Source organism: Glycomyces lechevalierae (assembly GCF_027622945.1).
In the GTDB taxonomy this organism is placed as follows: Bacteria; Actinomycetota; Actinomycetes; order Mycobacteriales; family Micromonosporaceae; genus Glycomyces; species Glycomyces rutgersensis.
The window spans coordinates 267,192-285,030 of sequence record NZ_JAPZVQ010000006.1 but is presented as its reverse complement, the minus strand read 5'-3'; the positions used below and the strand labels follow the sequence as shown (position 1 = coordinate 285,030).

Below are 17,839 nucleotides of genomic sequence, written 5' to 3'. Positions count from 1 at the left end.
AGACCGGACCGGGCAGGGCGATCATCACCCACCATGACGGTCATGAAGGCCCAGGCGGCAACGACAGCCACGGCTGCGGGTGCTCGGACTGGCGCACCGACCACGACATGGACACGGAACACCAAGGGACCGAATGGGATGTGTTCCCCACCGGGCTCTACCGCTCGGAATGGTCCGAAGCCATGAAGCCCGACCTGGATGGGATGGCTGAGGCCATCGACCGCGACCGGGCATTGCAAGCCATGCGGGCCGCCAAGGCAAGATGCCGAGAGAAGTTCAGGGCACCGAGCCCGCCCTCCCCGATACCGGTCTTAGGCTGCCCCAGCAGGCGACTGCTGGGGGGAAGCGCCGCACGGCAACACCATGCAGCGCAGCCTGATCCTCGAGAGGGATCGGGCCCCTCGGCATGCCCAAGGCGAGCAACCGACCCCTGCCAACACCTTCCGGTCGCTGCCCGCCCGAACCCCGAACCACACACACCGGGAAGCCGGAGACCGGCCAAAGCCCCGCCCCCGCCTTGTTGTCGCTGCCAGGTTGAACCTCGAGACGACCGAACCGAGCAGCCGGAGTCCGTCCGGGGACCGCCTGAGGCCTCGTTGTCGCTGCCAGACTGAACGCGGACCGGATCGGACCGGGTGGCCGGAGAGAGGCAAGGATCTTATGAGGCCTTGTTGTCGCTGCCAGGTTGAACCTCGAGGCGATCGGATCGAGCAGCCGGAGACCGGGCAGGGCCCCGCTGCCGCCTCGTTGGTGCACCCGATTAGACAGGCGGCCGAGGACCGGCCAGGGCTGTCTGAGGCCTTGTTATCGCTGCCAGGTTGAGCCGGAAGTCAAGCAGTCCGGGAGCTGCAAAGCGACCTAGCCTCGCTGCCACCCGTTGTCGCCGTCCGCTTGAAGCTGGGCCCGATCGGGCCGAGTTCGGTACTGGGGGAAAGAAGAAGAGCCCGACCTGCGGATCGCTCGGAAGTGAGGAAGGCCCCGCGAGCGGCGGGGCCTTCTCCTCGTAGGGCAGGCAGGACTTGAACCCGCGACCCAGGGATTATGAGTCCCCTGCTCTAACCAGCTGAGCTACTGCCCCGAGCGGGCAATATCCTCTCACACCGCGTGGCCGCGTGGTGTCCGGAGGGGATGACGGAGCAATGCCGGCGCTGGGCAGAGGTCGGGTGAGGGCCGGGCCGGGGTAGCGGGATCGTTTCGGGGATTTCATCGGTCTCGAATGCGACCGCAACGGGACTAGGGAACAACCGGTCGCAACGAGGATGCCCGCCGGTAACATCTGGGCCACAATGGCAACGGTTTGATAACGACACCTGCAGTTGTTACCCAGCTCTCCATAAGATCCGACTCACTCCCGTCGTTTCGTGTTTCTCGAACAATCCACGACACACGGGTTCCGACGCCCAAACCTCCCGAGGGGGCCCATTGAGACGTGCAGTGTTGTTGCTGTCGGCTGCGTTCGCCGGCCTGTTGCTGGGGTTGGGGGTGAACAGCAGCGCCACCGCCCAAGACGCCTTCGGCGTCCACGGCACGCTGGAGAACCAGCAAGACGAACCGGTGGCCGGGGTCTCGATCACCGTGACCGACGCCGCCGGCACCGAGGTCGCCACCGTCCAGAGCGGCGAGGACGGCACCTGGTCCGTCCCGCTCGACGCAGGCGGGGACTACGTCGTCACCCTCGACGAGTCCACCCTCCCCGACGGCCTGGTGGTGCGCAACGGCAAACCGCAGCTCGAAGTCACGATCAGCTCCGACCGAACCGTCCTGTTCCCGCTCGACACACAGGTCGCCGGCGGCGCAGACCCCGGCGGGGACGAACCCTCATCCGGCGGTGACGCCTCCGGCGAGCCCGAGGGCGACGAGTCCAGCGACGATTCCGACGCGGCCGAGAACGGCGAGAACCTCGGCGAGATCGAGGACGAGGCCGGCGCCACCCGCGCCGTCAGCCTCCTCGTCTCCGGCCTTCACTTCGGACTCATGATCGCCCTGGCGGCCGTAGGCCTCTCGATGGTCTTCGGCACCACCGGCCTCACCAACTTCGCCCACGGCGACCTCGTCACCTTCGGCGGCGTCATGGCGCTCCTGTTCAACATCACCTTCGGTGTGCCCGTATGGATCGCGGCGATCGCCGCCGTCCTCCTCGGCGCCGCCTTCGGCTGGTTCCAGGACTGGGGCCTGTGGTCGCGGCTGCGCAAGCGCGGCACCGGCCTGGTCTCGATGATGATCATCTCGATCGGCGTGGCCCTGCTCATCCGCTTCGCGACGCTCTTCTTCGTCGGCGGCGAGCGCCGCCGCTACGACGAGTACGTCGGCCAGAAGCCCTGGGACTTCGGCTGGCTCGTGATCACCCCCAAGGAGGTCGTCACCGGCTCGATCGCGCTCGTCGTCTGCATCGCCGTCGGCCTCGCCCTCGTCTACACGCGACTCGGCAAGGCCACCAGGGCGGTAGCGGACAACCCGTCGCTCGCGGCCTCCACCGGCATCGACGTGAACCAGGTCGTGCGCCTGGTCTGGACGATCGGCGGCGGGCTCGCGGCCATGTCCGGCGTGTTCCTGTCGATCAGCGACGGCGTCAAGTTCGACATGGGCCAGCACCTGCTCCTCATGGTGTTCGCCGCGGTCGTCCTCGGCGGGCTCGGCACCGCGTTCGGCGCGTTCCTGGGCGCGATGCTCATCGGCGTCTTCGTGCAGCTCTCGACCCTCGTGATCGCCCCGGAGCTGAAGTACGTCGGCGCGCTGGCCGTCCTCATCATCATCATGCTCACCCGGCCGCAGGGCATCCTGGGCCGCCGCGAGCGAATCGGCTAGGAGAGCGAAATGGATTGGCACTTCGTCTTCAGCCAGGCGCTCACGCAGGCCATCGGGCCCACGATGATCGTGTACGCGCTCGGCGCCATCGGCCTCAACCTCCAGTTCGGCTACACGGGCCTGCTCAACTTCGGCCAGGCCGCGTTCGCCGCGGTCGGGGCGTACGGCCTCGCGCTCTCGGTGGTGGCCTTCGGGCTCCCGTTCTGGTGGGGCATCGTCATCGGCCTGTGCGCCGCGGTCGTGCTGGCCCTGCTCATGGGTATCCCGACACTGCGGCTGCGCGCCGACTACCTCGCGATCGTCACGATCGCCGCAGCTGAGATCGTGCGGCGGCTCTTCCGGGCCACGGTCTGGTCGGAGCACACCGGCGGTTCCGACGGCATGCGCGGCTTCTCGGACCCGTTCTTCGCGCTGAACCCGTACCCGGAGAACGGGAACTTCCAGCTCGGCTTCGTGTCCATGGACAGCGGCCGCCTGGTCGTCGAGTTCGGACTGTTCAACCTCCAGTACTCCGGCCGCGACCTGTGGGTCATGACCGTCGGCTGGGGCCTCATCGCGGTGTTCCTGGTCGTGCTCGGCCTGCTCGTGCACAGCCCGTGGGGCCGCGTCCTCAAGGGCATCCGCGAGGACGAGGAAGCGGTGCGGAGCCTGGGCAAGAACGTTTTCGCGTACAAGATGCAGGCGCTGGTCATCGGCGGTCTCATCGGCGCGGTGGCCGGTTTCGTGTTCGCGCTGAGCCGCGCGAACGTGCAGCCGGACGCGTTCTCGACGGACTTCACGTTCTACTTCTACGTGGTCCTCATCCTCGGCGGCGCGGCCCGGATCTTCGGGCCCGTGCTCGGGGCGGCCCTGTTCTGGTTCCTGTACAACATCTTCGCGCAGGGCCTGAGCCAGGCGATCAACTCGGGCGTGATCTCGGCCGACGTGATCAACCAGACCCAGGTGGGGCCGCTCGTGTTCTTCCTGCTGGGCCTCGGCATGGTCCTGCTGCTGATCTTCCGGCCGCAGGGCATCCTCGGCAACCGAAGGGAGCTGATGCTCGATGTCCGATGAAGCCTCGACGCCCGAAGCGGCGCAGCCGGAGCCGGAGAGCGAGCAGCCGGTGGCGCCCGCCGACCGGGCGGGCATCACCGCGGCGCGCGCGTCCCTCGCGGACGTGTCGCCGGAACCCGGTGCGCCGAAACAGGATCCGATCCTCAAGGCGGAGGGCGTGCGGCGGGCCTTCGGCGGCCTCGTCGCCGTGGACGTGGCGCACCTGGAGGTCCAGCGGGGCACCATCACCGCGCTCATCGGGCCGAACGGCGCCGGCAAGACCACGTTCTTCAACCTGCTCACCGGTTTCGACCGGCCGAGCCGGGGCGAATGGGTCTTCGACGGCCGCCGCGCCGACCGGATGCGCTCCTACCAGGTGGCGCGGGCGGGCATGGTCCGCACGTTCCAGCTGACGAAGGCGCTCACCCGCATGACCGTCATGGACAACATGCTCATCGGCGCGGCCGACCAGCTCGGCGAACGCTTCTGGGCCGGCCTCATCCCTCCCTTGTGGAAGGCGCAGGAGGCCGCGAACCGGCAGAAGGCCATGGAGCTGCTTGAGCGGTTCAAACTCGTCGACAAGCGCGAGGACTACGCCGGGGAGCTCTCCGGCGGCCAGCGCAAGCTGCTCGAGATGGCCCGCGCGCTCATGCTGAACCCGAAGATGGTGATGCTCGACGAGCCGATGGCGGGGGTGAACCCGGCGCTGAAGCAGTCGCTGCTGGAGCACATCAAGGACCTGCGCGAGGACGGGATGACGGTCCTGTTCGTGGAGCACGACATGGACATGGTGCACGAGATCGCGGACTGGGTGGCGGTGATGGCGGCCGGTCAGTTGATCACCGAGGGCACGCCGGACCAGATCTCGGCGGACCGGCGGGTCATCGACGCGTATCTGGGCGCCCACCACGACGCGGCTCAGCGTTAGGAGACGACATGAGCGACAACGAGACTGAGGCCGGCATCGGCCCGACGGGCGTGCCGCTGGAGGCGACGCCGGAGTCGGACACGGAGGTGTGCTCCCGCGAGGGGCACCTGGCGGCCTCGCAGGAGGCGCTGCTGCGTGCCGACGAGGTGGTCGCCGGGTACCTGCCGGGCGTGTCGATCCTCAACGGGACCGACCTGTACGCGAACGAGGGCGAGCTGGTGGGCATCATCGGCCCGAACGGGGCCGGGAAGTCGACGCTCCTGAAGGCGATGTTCGGGCTCGTGGGGATCACCTCGGGTAAGGTGACCTTGCGGGGCAAGGAGATCACGAACAGGAAGGCGCACCAGTTGGTGCCGCTGGGCGTGGGCTTCGTGCCGCAGACGAACAACGTGTTCGCGGCGCTGACGGTCGAGGAGAACCTCGAGATGGGGGTCTTCTTGCGGCCGAAGGCGTTCAAGAAGCGGTTCGAGTTCGTGACGGACCTCTTCCCGATCTTGGGCGAGCGGCGCGCGCAGCGTGCCGGTTCGCTCTCGGGCGGGGAGCGGCAGATGGTGGCCATGGGCCGGGCGCTCATGATGGAGCCGTCGGTGCTGCTGCTGGACGAGCCGTCGGCGGGGCTCTCGCCGGCGATGCAGGACGAGGTCTTCTTCAACACCAAGCAGATCAACCAGACCGGTGTCACGGTGGTGATGGTCGAGCAGAACGCTCGGCGGTGCCTCCAGATCTGCGACCGGGGCTACGTGCTGGACCAGGGCCGCAGTGCCTATACGGGTCCTGGTGCGAGTCTGATTGACGATCCGAAGGTGGTCGAGCTGTACCTGGGCACGCTTGGGAAGGCTCGCTAGAACACGGATAAGGCGATGCCCCTCGGGTCCTGTGGTCCCGAGGGGCATCGCCGTTCGTGTTGCGGTGCTTGCTACTCCTCGAGGTCGCCGAAGCGGTACTCGAGGTTCACGAAGGTGTTGTCGGCCTGGTACTGGAAGATGCCGATGGTGGCGGCGGTGACGTCGCCTTCAGCGGAGAACTCGATGGGGCCGGAGTAGCCCTCGTAGTCGATGTCCTCGCCGTCTTCGAGGAGCTTCGCGCATTCGGTGAAGCCGTTGCACTTGGTGCCCTCGCGGCTGACGTCGATGAGGTTGTCCTTGATGACCTCGGAGTCGACCTCGCCGCCCTGGATCGCGGCGAGGGCCGCGAGGACGGTGGCGTCGTAGGACTCGGGGCCGTACGTGAAGTCGTGGAGTTCAGGGTCGACCTCGAGGAGGCGTTCCTGGATGCCGGCGGTGTCGGCGCCGGGGTAGGTGCCCTTGGCGCCCTCGAGGAAGCCGGCGGGGAACTGGTCGCCGTAGTTGGAGAGGTTGCCGTCGACGAAGTACCAGCCGAGGTCCTGGGCGCTCATGCCTTCCTCGGCGAGGGCCGGGGCGAGGTTCACGATCTCGTTGAAGGTGATGAGCACGACCGCGTCAGCGCCGGAGTCGGCGACGCGGCCGGCCTCGGCGGAGAACTCGGTGGCGGCCGGGTCGTAGACGATCTTCTCGACGACCTCGCCGCCGAACTCGGTGAAGTTCTCCTCGACGGCGTCGGCGAGGCCGGTGCCGTAGGAGTCCTGGAGGGCGAGGATGGCGATCTTCTCGTGGCCGTCGCCGATGAGCGTGTCCGCGAGGACGCGGCCCTGGAGGACGTCCGAGGGCGCGGTGCGGAAGTAGTAGTCGCCGTTGGCGTAGGTGGTGAACTCGGGCGAGGTGTTCGCCGGGGAGATCTGGACGATCCCCTCCTGGTAGAGCTTGTCGATGAAGCTGAGCGACACGCTGGAGGAGGCGGCGCCGATGACGGTGTGGACGCCCTGGTTGATGAGCGCGTCGGCGGACTGGCTGGCGATGTCGGTGGTGGTGTCGCCGGAGTCCTGGTGGATGGCGGTGGCATCGCAGCCGAGTACGCCGCCGGCCTCGTTGATCTCCTGGATCGCCAGGTCGACGCCGGCGAACTCGGGCGGGCCGAGGAACGCGAGCGAGCCGGTCTGCGGCAGGATCGTGCCGATCTTCAAGCCGTCGCTTTCGCAGTCAGCGCTGTCGGAATCGGAACCCTCGCCGCATGCTGTGAGCGAGAGTGCTGTGATACCCGCTGTGGCGACTGCCAGCAGTGCTCGGGGAAAGCGAGACATGGTTGCTCCTAGTTTCGTTCGAGAGGACACGCAGCAAAGATGTGGAGGTTTGCGTGATCCGAGTTACACACTATGGCAGTGACAGGGGTGATGGCAGAGGTCGTGACCACACCCGATCCTGTTTGTGATGAGTCCGTGACCTTCTCGATCGGGTATTGCAATCGCAGGTCGACCATGTTGCGGCCCAGTGGCGCCTGGGCCTCCCGCTCCCCCGCGCAGTTCCCCCTGCAGAGGGAGGCGGTTCGCCCGCGCGCGGGAGGGAACGGGCCCGGGAAATCGCGAATCTGTAGGCATGACAACGCAAACGCCGCTCCGTCGGCCCGCCCGCCTGACACGGATGACCGTGATCGCCGCCTTCCTCTGGTCGCTCCTCGCTCTGCCGATCGGGTTGTGGCAGCTGCTCGATCCCGCGAGCGGCCCGTACTCGAACGACCTCTTCGAACCCACGATCCCGCTGCCCGCGGCGCTGCCGGACTGGATCGCGCCGGCCGCGCTCGTCGCCGCCGGGCTGCTCGGCCTCCTCATCGCCAGGGCCAGAAAGGGGCTGTGGCCGCTCACCGCGCTCTACGCCGTGGTCTTCGGGATGCTCCTCAGCACGGTCACGCCGATCTCGGTCGCGGGTTACCTGTGCGCCTTCGCGATCCCGATCGCGGTCGTCGTCGTCCCGGTCCTGCTGGCCCGCGGCACGGCCGCCCGCCTCATCACGGCCGCGGCGATCGCGGCGGTCCTCATCGGCTTGGGGGTCACGGGGGTCGTGGACTACGGCGCGGTGGCAGAGTTCGCGAAGCTCCTGGGCGGCACCATGGCCGGGCTCAGCGGCTATCTCTTCACGCAGGTCTGGACCGTGGCGGGCGGGGCGATCTGGGCCGCGCTGACCCTCCAGCTCCTCCTCATGCGCCGCGACGGCGAACCTCAGGCCGCTTGGCTCGCGCCGGAACACGCCGTGCGGTGGGGCCGGGTCGCGAGCTGGGCCGCGTTCGCCAGCGCCCTGCCGTACGGCCTGATGCGGATGACGTGGCTGACCCCGTGGGCCTACGCGGGCGGCCCGATCGGCGAGGACTTCCCGCTCGAGACGCGGATCTGGGGCCTGCTGCTCGGGTTCGCGGCGCTCGGCGGCGGGGTGCTGTGCCTGGGCCTGACGCAGCCGTGGGGCGAGCGGTGGCCGTTCTGGATGCTGCCGCTCAAGGGCCGTCCGGTGCCGCCGATGGTCGCGATCGTGCCGGGCGCGATCATGGCCGCGCTGTTCACGTTCATGGCGGTGCCGATGGTGGCGTTGGGCATCCGGCAGGACGCGCTCGAGCTGGTGTGGGCGTTCCCGTTCTACGTCTGGGGTCCGGCGCTCGGGGCGGCGACGCTCGCGTACGCGATCCGTCGGGGCGTGGTGAAGACGGCCCGCTAGATGACACGCGTTCGGCGGCGGCCTCCGGGTCGCCGCTTCGCGGTGCCTGCGGCACCATGGGCGGGAAGGGGCTTGACCGATGCACGGCCGGAGCCTAGGGTGAACTCCTGCAACATATTCCAGACTTTTCTGCAAATTCTTGCAAAGGAAGCATTCATATGCTCGACATCCTGGTCGTCGGCGGCGTCGGCGTCGACACCATCGTCCGCGTCCCCGAGATCGCGATCGGCGACGGCGACTCCCTCGGCGTGGAACCGATCTACGACTACGTGGCGCACACGGGCAACGGAGTCGCGCTCGGCTGCCTCCACCTGGGCCTCACCACCCGCTTCATCGACTTCATCGGCGACGACGAGCAGGGACGGCTGGTCCTGCGCCACTACGAGGAGCACGGCCTCGACTTCCACCACCTCATCTCCCCCGACGGGACCTCGCGGTCGGTGAACCTCGTGGACGCCGAAGGCCGCCGGTACTCCTTCTACGACTACCGCCACGACCCCGAGCTGCGCATGCCCGCCGAGTTCTTCGGCCCGCACGTGGCCGAGGCGAAGCACGTCCACGTCTCGATCCCGAACCACACCCGCAGCGTGCTGACCGCGATCCCCGACGGCGTGACCGTCTCGACCGACCTGCACGCCTGGGACGGCGAGGCCGAGCACCAGAAGGCCTTCGCGCAGCGCGCCGACCTCGTGACCCTCTCGGCCACGAAGCTCGGCGGCACGCCGGAGAAGGCCATGCGCTGGATCCTCGACAACGGCCGCGCCTCGGTCGTGATCGCGACCGACGGCGAGCGCGGCGGGTACGTCATGGAGCGGGGCGGCTCGCTCGAGCGGTACGCCGCGATCGACCCCGTCGCCGAGCTGGGCGGGACGATCCCGGCATGGGCGGACTGGGCGCCGGTGGACTCGAACGGCGCGGGCGACGCGTTCGTGTCGGGGCTGCTGTGGGCGCGCGCGAAGGGCGGCGACCTCGCGGCCGCGATCGACGCGGGCCGCGTCGCGGGCGCCTACGCGTGCCGCACGAAGGGCACGAGCACCTCGCTCATCTCCGAGGCGCTGATGACCGAAAGCCTTGCGGCCCTGAAGTGACGACATCGGCCCCGGCATACCGCCGGGGCCGTTCGCTACTCCTGCGGCTTGTTCGCGGTCATGGCCTTCGCGCGGGCGATCACGTCGTCGAAGGGCGAGGGCTCGACCGGGACCGGCGGCACGTAGTCGCGCCGCTCGGGCTGGACCACGAGCATGAACAGGCCGCCGACCACGGCCGCGACGACCGGCGCGCCGAGCCCGATCTCGGCGGCGGGCCACACGCCGGTGTCCGCGCCGGTGGCGATGAGGAACGCCCCCCACACCGGGATCGCCCAGGCCCCGGCGAGGACGAGCAGGTCGCGGCGGCGGCGCAGTTCGGGCCGCACCAGCCAGATCAGGAAGTCGAGCCAGGCGCCGGAGAGCAGGAAGATCCAGACGTACCCGCCGTACTCGAAGCCCGTGTAGGCGCCGACCATGATCGCCGGGTATGCGAACGCGACCGTGAAGAACCCCAGCGGCAGCCGGAAGCGCCCGGTCATGAGGACCGCCAGCGCGAGGACGAGCACCGTGGTGAACATGATGCCCGCGACCGGGAAGCCCTCGAAGACGTTGGGGCCCTTGAGGGCCGCCGCGACGGCTTGCGGCGGGTTGGTGTGCGGCACGAGGTAGGCGAGGAAGAGCACGAGCGCGGTCGTGATGTAGCCCAAGGAGAGCGCGGGCGCGGCCATGCGCGCTTCGACGGGGATCGGCTCGGGTTCGGCGCCGAGCACGGCGCGGCGCCAGGCCGAGAGGAGCGGCGCGGCGACGATGAGGACGCCGCCGGCGGCGAGCGCGAGATGCGAAGGGCTGAAGAGGATCGCGAGGTTCGCCTCGACGCCGAGCACCTCGTGCCAGATCATGTCGGCGATGCCGGAGACGAGGAAGAGGGGCACGCCGACTACGGCGGGGCCGTAGCCGTGCGGGACGGCGGACATGCCGGTGCGGCCCTCCGCGCGGTGGGCGCGCACGAAGATCCAGGCGATCCAGGCGGCGGTGGCGAAGAAGCCGGTGTAGAAGGCCAGGTGCCACCAGGTGAAGAACGTCTCGGCCCAGCCGCGGGCGTGGGCGTTGACGTCGAGGATGAGGCCGCCGAAGAACCACGCGGAGAAGGCCGCCGTGGTCAGGTCCTGCCACCAGGTGGCGTAGGCGCGGGGCTGCCGGGAGTCGGTCAAGAGGTGCATCTTGTACTCCAGCAATCGGTCCAGGGGTGTGATGGCCATGACCTCATCATGGCCTACCCGCACCGGTCGCGCAATTCCCGATATTCGCGACCATCCGTTCACTCAGGACGGCCGGTCGCCGGTTCCCTACGCGCTCGGGCGCTTCAGGGTGAGGACCTTCGTGACGGAGCCGTCGTCCTCGGGCTTGTCGCGCACGTGCTCGAAGCCGAGCTTCTTCATGACGGCGAGGGAGGCGGTGTTCTGGTCGGCGACGGTGGCGTGCACCTCGGTGAGGCCGAGGGCCGTGAAGCCGTAGTCGATGATCCCTTGGGCCAGTTCGGTGCCGAGGCCGCGGCCCCACGCGTCGTGGGCGAGCGCGTAGATGAGCTCGTGGCCGCCGGACACCTCGGTCGGCTTGATCTCGGCGTGGCCGACGAACACGCCGTTCTCGCGCACGCCCCACACGTCGAAGGCGCCCTTGTCGTAGACCTTCGTGAAGACCCGCCAGAAGAGCGCCCGGTCGTTCTCCTCGGTGTCGGGCCCGTCGCCCATCCACTGCGAGACGCGGGTGTCCTGGAAGAGCGCGACGAAGTCCTCCTCGTCCTCGGGGACGTAGGGGGCGAGGACGAGGCGGTCGGTGTGCAGCACGGGTGTCATGGCATGGGATGCTGCCATGCTCTCGGCCCGGGCCGCAATCGAGAATCGGGTCAGACGAACTTCACCAGGAACAGCTTCGGCCAGTACTTGCCCGTGAGATAGAAGGTACCTTCCTCTTCGCCGGCGGCGATGCCGTTGAGGACGTCGGCGCCGGCCGCGTCCTCGGCGGGGAGGAGGCCGGTGGCGTCGACGACCGCGCCCACTTCGCCGGTGGCGGGGTCGATGCGGACGATCTGGTCGGTCTGCCAGAGGTTGGCCCAGACCTGGCCGCCGGTCCCTTCTGCTGCGCTGCCGCACTCGAGCTCGTTGATCTGGTAGACCGGTTCGCCTTCGAGCGTGACGTCGACGGAGCCGGTCTCCTCGAAGGTGACCGGGTCGCGGAATCGCAAGGTGGGCGATCCGTCGCTCATCACGAGCCGTTCGCCGTCATAGCAGATGCCCCAGCCTTCGCCCTCGTACTCGACGCTCTCGACGATGTCGAGGGTGACCGGGTCTCGGCGGTGGGCCACGTGCTCCTGCCAGGTGATCTGCCACAGGTCGGAGTCGGTGAGGGTGAGGCCTTCGGCGAACTGCTCGGCCGGGAGGTCCTGGGACGCGAGCACTTCGCCGGTGCCGGGGTCGACGATGCGCACGTCCGATTCGCCGTACATGCCGGCGCTCTCGTAGAAGACGGTGCCGTACTCGGGGTGCTCGGCGAGCTGGAGCCCCTGGGTGAACGAGCCGCCGTCGTGGTCGAAGGTCTCCAGGACTTCGACCTGCAGCTCCTCCACTTTGGCGTCTTCGGGCACGCTCACCTGCTCCTCGGCGCCTTCCTCTGCGGCCGCGTCGCCGGTGCCGCAGCCGGCGAGGGCGAGCAGTCCGGCGGCGCCGAGGGCAAGGCCGCGCCGCGTCGCGCGTTTCTCATCGAACACTGATCTCATCTCCAGCCGGTTCAAGGTGATGGTTCGTACCGTACTGGTCAAGACAAACGAGGACAAGTGCTCGATCCAGGGCGCGTGTCCGCGGCCGGGGGCCGGTTCCCGGTGGCGCGGGAGATCGAGTCCCGTCAATCCTTCTTGCGCCACCGGGCCACCGTCGCCGACACCGTGACGTCGATGCGCTCGGGCAGCGCGGCCACGGCCGCGGCGAGCGCGGCGGCGTCGAGGTGGCGGGCGCTCGGGCCCATCCCGACCAGGCGCAGGACCTCGTTGTGTCCCAAGCCGATCGAATAAGAGATGTCGTCGGCCCGCTCGGTCTCGAAGAGGGTCCCGAGCTGGTCGGCGGTCCGCTGCGGTTTCGCGGGGTCGACGCTCAGCAAGTCCAAGGCGGCGACGAGTTCGCGCAGGTGGTCCTGCCGGGGGGTGAGGACCACGAGTGCTCCTCGTGGGTGGAGCACGCGCGCGATCTCGTCGGCGTTGCGGGGGGCGAAGACGTTGAGGACCGCGGCGGCGGAGCCGTCGCGAATGGGCAGTCGCTGCCACGCGTCGGCGAGCACCGCGGCGAGGCGTCCTTGAGTTCCGGCGTCTCGCCGCGGTTCGACCGTTCCTTCTGAAACCTCCGGGATCACGCGCTTGGCGCAGCGGCGCAGCGCGTACTTCGAGGTGTCCAGCCCGATGCCCTCCCGGGACGGGTCCGCCGCCAGCGCGGCGGCGAGGTAATGCCCTGTGCCGCAACCGGGTTCGATGATCACGCCGGGGGCGTCGGTGAGCGAGGCGTCCGCGACGGCGGCCATGAGCCGGTCGTAGACGCCCGAGTCGAGGAAGTCCTCGCGGTTGGCGACCTGGTCGGCCGTGTCGCCCGTGGTCGCGTTCGAGCCGGGCGCGAGCAGCGGCGCGTAGCCCTGCTTGGCGAGGTCGAACGAGTGCCCGTTGGGGCAGGACAGGCGCCGGTCGGCTTGGGCCAGCGGCTCCGCGCAGTTCGGGCACGCCAGGGCGTCGAGGGCAGGCAAGGTCACTGTGCCGTTTGTCAAGGTGCCGCTTTCGGATCGAGTAGCCGGACGAAGGCCCGGAACGCTGCGGGCATGTCGAACGACTCGGGCTCGTGGAGCCACTGGAACTGGAGACCGTCCATGATCGCGATGAGGAGCGGCGCGGCCTCCTCCGGGGTGAGCCCGGACGGGAGCCGGTCACCCCATTCCTGCCGCAGGCTCGCGGTGTAGGCCTCGCGGACGCGGCGGTAGCGGAGCTTGAAGAACTCGGCGGCGGGGTGGTCTTCGGTGACGGACTCGCCGAGGAGGGCCGAGAAGGTGCGCACGATCGCCTCGCGGTGCGAGTTCGCTTCGACGACGCCCTCGTGGGCGGCGATGGTCATCGGCTCGGCGATGATGTCGCGGCCGCCGGAGTCCCAGCGTTCGCGGAGGGTGAGCACGCCGATGAGCAGCGCTTCCTTGCTCGGGAAGTAGTGGAGCAGGCCCTGCTGGGTGAGGCCCACCTTCTCGGCGACGGCGGCGAGGCTCGCGCCGCGATAGCCGCGTTCGGCGATGACCTCGATCGCGGCCTGCACGATCTCGTCGCGGCGGGCCTGGCCGCGGGTGCTGTGCTGCGTGCTCGTCATGTCGCTTCTCGAATCTGGGCGGTCGGGCGCTCCGGATCGGCGCTTCCTCGCATCTGGGCGGTCGAAGGGCTCAAGCATAGAGTGTCACAATTCGATAACCAAACCTACCGATCACTCGGTAGTCGTGGCAGACTCCAAGCGTGACTCCCCCTCACTGCAGAGGAGCGGCCTGATGGCGCTCGCCGAGACCCCGCCCGCCCCGGGCCCCGCCGGACCGCAGGCCGCGCCGCGCGGCTTCGTCGTGCGCGCCGCCCTCTCGAACTGGGGGCTGTGGACCGCGCTGATGACCCCCTCGATCGTGACGCTCGCCGTCCGCGTCGAAGCGGTGGCCGGGCCCGACTACGAGGCCGTCTTCGCGATGACCATGAGCGTCGGCGCCGCCGTCGGCATGGTCGGCGGCCCGATCTGGGGCCGGCTCTCCGACCGCACGCGTTCGCGCTTCGGCCGCCGCAGGCCGTGGATCGCCGGGGGCATCGCCGTCGGCACGGCGGGCATCGCCGTCGTCGCGTTCGTCCCCCAGGTGTGGGCGCTGGTACTGGGATGGGCGCTCGCTCAGGCGGGGTTCAACGCGGCGCTGGCCGGGACGATGGCGTCGGTGCCGGACCAGGTGCCCGCCAAGGACCAGGGCCGGGTGTCGGGCGCGTTCGGCGCAGCCGTCACCGGCGGGATCCTCGCCGGCTCCGGGCTCGCCGCGATCACGCAGCACACCGCGCTGATGTTCATGGTGCCGTGCGCGCTCGCGATCGCCCTCGCCGCGCAATTCGTGCTGGCGTTCCGGGACCCGCGGGTGGAGGCGCCGCGAGAACGCTTCTCGCTCAAGGCAATCGGCGCTACGTTCGTCTTCGATCCGCGCCGCCACCCCGACTTCGGGTGGATCTGGCTCGCGAAGTTCCTGCTCGTCTTCGGCGGGGCGACGCCGATGATCTACATGGTCTACTTCATCGCCGCGCGGCTCGACCTGACCGCCGCGGAGGCGGCCGGGGTCGTGGGCGTGGTCTTCCTCGTCAGCTACGCGCTGCAGACCGCGGTGGCCCTGTGCGGCGGCTGGCTCTCGGACCGGATCGGGCGCCGCCGGCCGCTGTTCGTCGCCTCCGGGCTCGTCTCGGCGGCGGGCCTGCTCATGCTGGCGTTCGCGCCGAACCTGCCGATGATCGTGGCCGCGCAGCTCGTGCTCTCGGTCTCGGGCGGCCTGTTCGCCGCCGTCGACGCCGTGCTCGTCTTCCAGACCCTGCCGGACCCCGAGGAGCCCGCGAAGGACCTCGGCATCGCGAACCTCGCGAACGGGCTCCCGCAGGTGGTCCTGCCCGTCGCGGCCGCCGCGGTGCTCGCCGTGGGCGACTACTCCCTGCTGTTCGCCGCCGCGGCCTGCGCGGCCGTCGGCGGCGCGTTGAGCGTGCTCCGCGTCAAGCGGGTGCGGTGACCCCCGATTCCTGGTACGAACCGACATGACACACCACAGAAAGAAGGATGGGACATGAGCGACTGGAACGTCCCGGCCGACCGGCCCGAGTACGCCGAGGCCGTCGAAGCGGCCCTCGCGAAGATGGACCTCGACACGAAGGCCGACCTGCTCGCCGGACGCGACATGTGGCGCACGATCCCCGTGCCCGAGGCGGGGCTGCGGTCGATGACCGTCTCGGACGGCCCGATCGGCGTGCGCGGCCGCTTCTGGACCGTCGCCGACCCGTCCCTGGCCCTGCCGAGCCCGACCGCGCAGGCCGCCTCGTGGGACCCGGAACTGGTGCGCCGCATCGGGAACCTCCTCGCGGCCGAGTCCCGCCGCAAGGACGTGGACGTGCTCCTCGCACCCACGATCAACCTCCACCGCTCCCCGCTCGGCGGGCGCCACTTCGAGGCGTTCAGCGAGGACCCGTACCTGACCGGGCGCATCGCCCAGGCGTACGTGGCCGGCGTGCAGGAATGCGGCGTGGCCACCACCATGAAGCACTACGTGGGCAACGACGCCGAGACCGACCGGTTCACCGTCGACAACGTCATCGGCGAGCGCACGCTGCGCGAACTCTACTTGCGGCCCTTCGAGATGATCACCGCCGCCGTGCGCCCCTGGGGCGTCATGACCGCCTACAACTCCGTCAACGGCCACACCATGACCGCCCACAAGGAGCTCATGGCCGTCCTGCGCGACGAGTTCGGGTTCGACGGCTTCAACGTCTCCGACTGGGGCGCCGCCCGCCACACCGTCGAAGGCGTCGAGGCCGGCCTCGACCTCGCCATGCCCGGGCCGTTCACCGTGTACGGCAAGGCCCTCGCGGACGCCGTGCGCGAAGGCCGCACCAGCGAGGCCCATGTGGACGCCGCAGTGCGCCGCATGCTCACCCTCGCCGCCCGCGTCGGCGCCCTCGAAGGCGTGCGCGCCGCAGTCGACGGCCGTATCGAAGCGATCGCCGACGTCAAGGCGCTGCTGCGCGAGATCGCCCAACGCTCCTTCGTGCTCGCCCAGAACGACGCGCCCGACGGCGACTCCGGGCCGATCCTCCCGCTCGAACGCGACGCGATCGGCCGGCTCGCCCTCATCGGCCCGGCCGCGGCCGAGGCCCGCATCCTCGGCGGCGGCTCCGCCACCGTCTTCCCCACCGAGGTCGCCTCGCCGCTCGACGGGCTCCTCAAGGCCCTCGGCGACCGCGTCCACTACGCGCAGGGCGTCGACCTCTTCGAGCAGATCCTGGCCGCCGCCAAGGGCTTCGACCTCAAGGTGCGGCCCGTGCGCAAGGACGGGAGCGAGCTGCCCGCCGAGCCGCTCGCGAACGGCGACGTCAAATGGATGGGCTACCTGCCGGGCGACCTCCCGCAGGACGAGTTCTCGCACGCCGTCCTCGACGGCGTCTTCACCGTCGCCGAGACGGGCGACCACGTCTTCGGCACGCGCGGCTTCGGCCACCACAAGCTCGTCATCGGCGGCGAGACGGTCTTCGACGCCGACCAGGACTACACCGGCGACGACCCGTTCGAGGCGTTCTTCGGCCCCGGCGTCGAGCGCGTGACGCTCCATCTCGAAGCGGGGCAGCAGATCCCGGTCCGCCTGGAGTTCACGCCGTTCTCCTTCCCGCCCGGCTTCCCGCCCTCAGTCCTGTTCGGGCTCATGCACACCGCGCCCCGGCCCGACGAGGACCGGCTCATCGCCGAGGCCGTGGACGCCGCCCGCACCGCCGACGTCGCCGTCGTCGTGGTCTCCACGACCGCCCTCACCGAATCCGAGGGCTTCGACCGGCCCGACCTGCGCCTGCCGGGCCGCCAGGACGAACTCGTCGCGGCCGTCGCGGAGGCCAACCCGCGCACGGTCGTCGTCGTCAACACCGGCTCCCCCGTCGAGATGCCCTGGGCCGACGACGTCGCCGCGATCCTCCTGACCTGGTTCCCCGGCCAGGAGGGCGGCCACGCCCTCGCCGACGTCCTCCTCGGCGCCGAACCGGGCGGGCGGCTCACCACCACCTGGCCGCGCCGCCTCGAGGACGCGCCCGTCGTCCAGGTCGTCCCCCGCGACGGCGAACTCCGCTACGACGAGGGCATCTTCATCGGCTACCGCGCCTGGGAGCAGCGCGACGGCTACCAGCCCGCGTTCTGGTTCGGGCACGGCCTCTCCTACACCGAGTGGGAGTACGAGGACCTGGCCGTCGAACCCGATTCGGTGCGGGTCCGCGTCCGCAACAGCGGCGCGGTCACCGGCCGCGAAGTCGTCCAGGTCTACCTCGCCCCCGAGGCCGGCCTGGCCATCGAAGGCGGCATCGAGACCCACCGCCTCGCCGGCTTCGCCGCGATCGAAGCGGCCCCGGGCGAGACCGTCGAAGTCGCGATCCCGCTCGAAGAACGCTCGTTCCAATACTGGAGCGAGGCCGACCACGCCTGGCGCACCGTCCCGGGCGCCTGGACCGTCGCCGCGGGCCGCAGCGTCGCCGACCTGCGCCTGAGAGCCCACGTCAAGCACTAGAAACGACCTTGGTCTGAGAGCATGCCTCAAACGCTAGAAGAGACCTTGGTCTGAGAGCACGCCTCAAACATTAGAAAAAGAGCGGCGGGCGGGACCGAAGTCCCGCCCGCCGCGCCACGCGCTCCGGGGATTCAGAATCCGGGAGCGTCCCCGCG

14 protein-coding genes and 1 tRNA gene are annotated in these 17,839 nt (G+C 69.7%); 8 read left to right on the top strand and 7 right to left on the bottom strand.

All coding sequences use genetic code 11. From position 1 onward, the window contains the following. Nucleotides 1–1,004: 1,004 nt before the first annotated feature. A tRNA-Ile gene (locus tag O2L01_RS13030) sits at nucleotides 1,005–1,078 on the bottom strand. Nucleotides 1,079–1,482: 404 nt separating this feature from the next. Between O2L01_RS13030 and O2L01_RS13025 the strand changes: the two genes are divergently transcribed. The 4 genes from O2L01_RS13025 to O2L01_RS13010 are packed head-to-tail and all read left to right on the top strand — an operon-like array spanning nucleotide 1,483 to nucleotide 5,610. Beyond that, nucleotides 1,483–2,805, top strand: a complete 1,323-nt coding sequence (locus tag O2L01_RS13025) for a branched-chain amino acid ABC transporter permease (protein ID WP_270122369.1) — start codon at nucleotides 1,483–1,485, stop codon at nucleotides 2,803–2,805. A 9-nt stretch (nucleotides 2,806–2,814) separates the two neighbouring features. Next, complete coding sequence (locus O2L01_RS13020; protein ID WP_270122368.1) at nucleotides 2,815–3,858, top strand: branched-chain amino acid ABC transporter permease; 1,044 nt, start codon at nucleotides 2,815–2,817, stop codon at nucleotides 3,856–3,858. Next, the gene (locus O2L01_RS13015) at nucleotides 3,848–4,765 is read left to right on the top strand and encodes an ABC transporter ATP-binding protein (RefSeq protein WP_270122367.1); all 918 of its coding nucleotides are present in this window, start codon (nucleotides 3,848–3,850) and stop codon (nucleotides 4,763–4,765) included. The genes O2L01_RS13020 and O2L01_RS13015 overlap by 11 nt, the downstream gene beginning before the upstream one ends. 8 nt (nucleotides 4,766–4,773) lie before the next feature. Further along, a complete protein-coding gene (locus O2L01_RS13010; protein ID WP_270122366.1) occupies nucleotides 4,774–5,610 on the top strand; it encodes an ABC transporter ATP-binding protein in 837 nt (278 codons plus the stop codon). Between the two features lie 71 nt (nucleotides 5,611–5,681). On the opposite strand, the gene O2L01_RS13005 is transcribed toward O2L01_RS13010, so the two are convergent. Continuing rightward, entirely contained in the window at nucleotides 5,682–6,806 is a 1,125-nt protein-coding gene (locus tag O2L01_RS13005) for an ABC transporter substrate-binding protein (RefSeq protein ID WP_270122364.1), read from the bottom strand. A gap of 409 nt (nucleotides 6,807–7,215) precedes the next feature. On the opposite strand from O2L01_RS13005, the gene O2L01_RS13000 reads away from it, so the two are divergent. Together O2L01_RS13000 and O2L01_RS12995 are read left to right on the top strand one after the other, a co-directional pair. Next, the gene (locus tag O2L01_RS13000) at nucleotides 7,216–8,322 is read left to right on the top strand and encodes a hypothetical protein (protein WP_270122363.1); all 1,107 of its coding nucleotides are present in this window, start codon (nucleotides 7,216–7,218) and stop codon (nucleotides 8,320–8,322) included. A gap of 158 nt (nucleotides 8,323–8,480) precedes the next feature. Next, nucleotides 8,481–9,410 (top strand): carbohydrate kinase family protein, encoded by a 930-nt coding sequence (locus O2L01_RS12995; protein WP_270122362.1) that lies wholly within the window; start codon nucleotides 8,481–8,483, stop codon nucleotides 9,408–9,410. A 35-nt stretch (nucleotides 9,411–9,445) separates the two neighbouring features. Here O2L01_RS12995 and O2L01_RS12990 read toward each other — a convergent pair whose 3' ends face one another. The 5 genes from O2L01_RS12990 to O2L01_RS12970 all read right to left on the bottom strand — a co-directional run bounded on the left by O2L01_RS12990 (nucleotide 9,446) and on the right by O2L01_RS12970 (nucleotide 13,738). Beyond that, nucleotides 9,446–10,609, bottom strand: a complete 1,164-nt coding sequence (locus O2L01_RS12990) for a hypothetical protein (RefSeq protein WP_270122361.1) — start codon at nucleotides 10,607–10,609, stop codon at nucleotides 9,446–9,448. 87 nt (nucleotides 10,610–10,696) lie between these two features. Next, nucleotides 10,697–11,206 (bottom strand): GNAT family N-acetyltransferase, encoded by a 510-nt coding sequence (locus tag O2L01_RS12985; protein WP_270122360.1) that lies wholly within the window; start codon nucleotides 11,204–11,206, stop codon nucleotides 10,697–10,699. A 50-nt stretch (nucleotides 11,207–11,256) separates the two neighbouring features. Continuing rightward, nucleotides 11,257–12,117: a glutaminyl-peptide cyclotransferase gene (locus O2L01_RS12980; protein ID WP_270122359.1), complete on the bottom strand. Its 861-nt coding sequence runs from the start codon at nucleotides 12,115–12,117 to the stop codon at nucleotides 11,257–11,259. 134 nt (nucleotides 12,118–12,251) lie between these two features. Continuing rightward, nucleotides 12,252–13,139, bottom strand: a complete 888-nt coding sequence (locus O2L01_RS12975) for a putative RNA methyltransferase (protein WP_270122358.1) — start codon at nucleotides 13,137–13,139, stop codon at nucleotides 12,252–12,254. A gap of 11 nt (nucleotides 13,140–13,150) precedes the next feature. Further along, a complete protein-coding gene (locus tag O2L01_RS12970) occupies nucleotides 13,151–13,738 on the bottom strand; it encodes a TetR/AcrR family transcriptional regulator (RefSeq protein ID WP_270122357.1) in 588 nt (195 codons plus the stop codon). Nucleotides 13,739–13,910: 172 nt separating this feature from the next. On the opposite strand from O2L01_RS12970, the gene O2L01_RS12965 reads away from it, so the two are divergent. Both O2L01_RS12965 and O2L01_RS12960 read left to right on the top strand, forming a co-directional pair. Then, nucleotides 13,911–15,158: an MFS transporter gene (locus O2L01_RS12965; protein WP_270122356.1), complete on the top strand. Its 1,248-nt coding sequence runs from the start codon at nucleotides 13,911–13,913 to the stop codon at nucleotides 15,156–15,158. A gap of 54 nt (nucleotides 15,159–15,212) precedes the next feature. Beyond that, the gene (locus O2L01_RS12960; RefSeq protein ID WP_270122355.1) at nucleotides 15,213–17,684 is read left to right on the top strand and encodes a glycoside hydrolase family 3 protein; all 2,472 of its coding nucleotides are present in this window, start codon (nucleotides 15,213–15,215) and stop codon (nucleotides 17,682–17,684) included. Nucleotides 17,685–17,839: the final 155 nt, after the last annotated feature.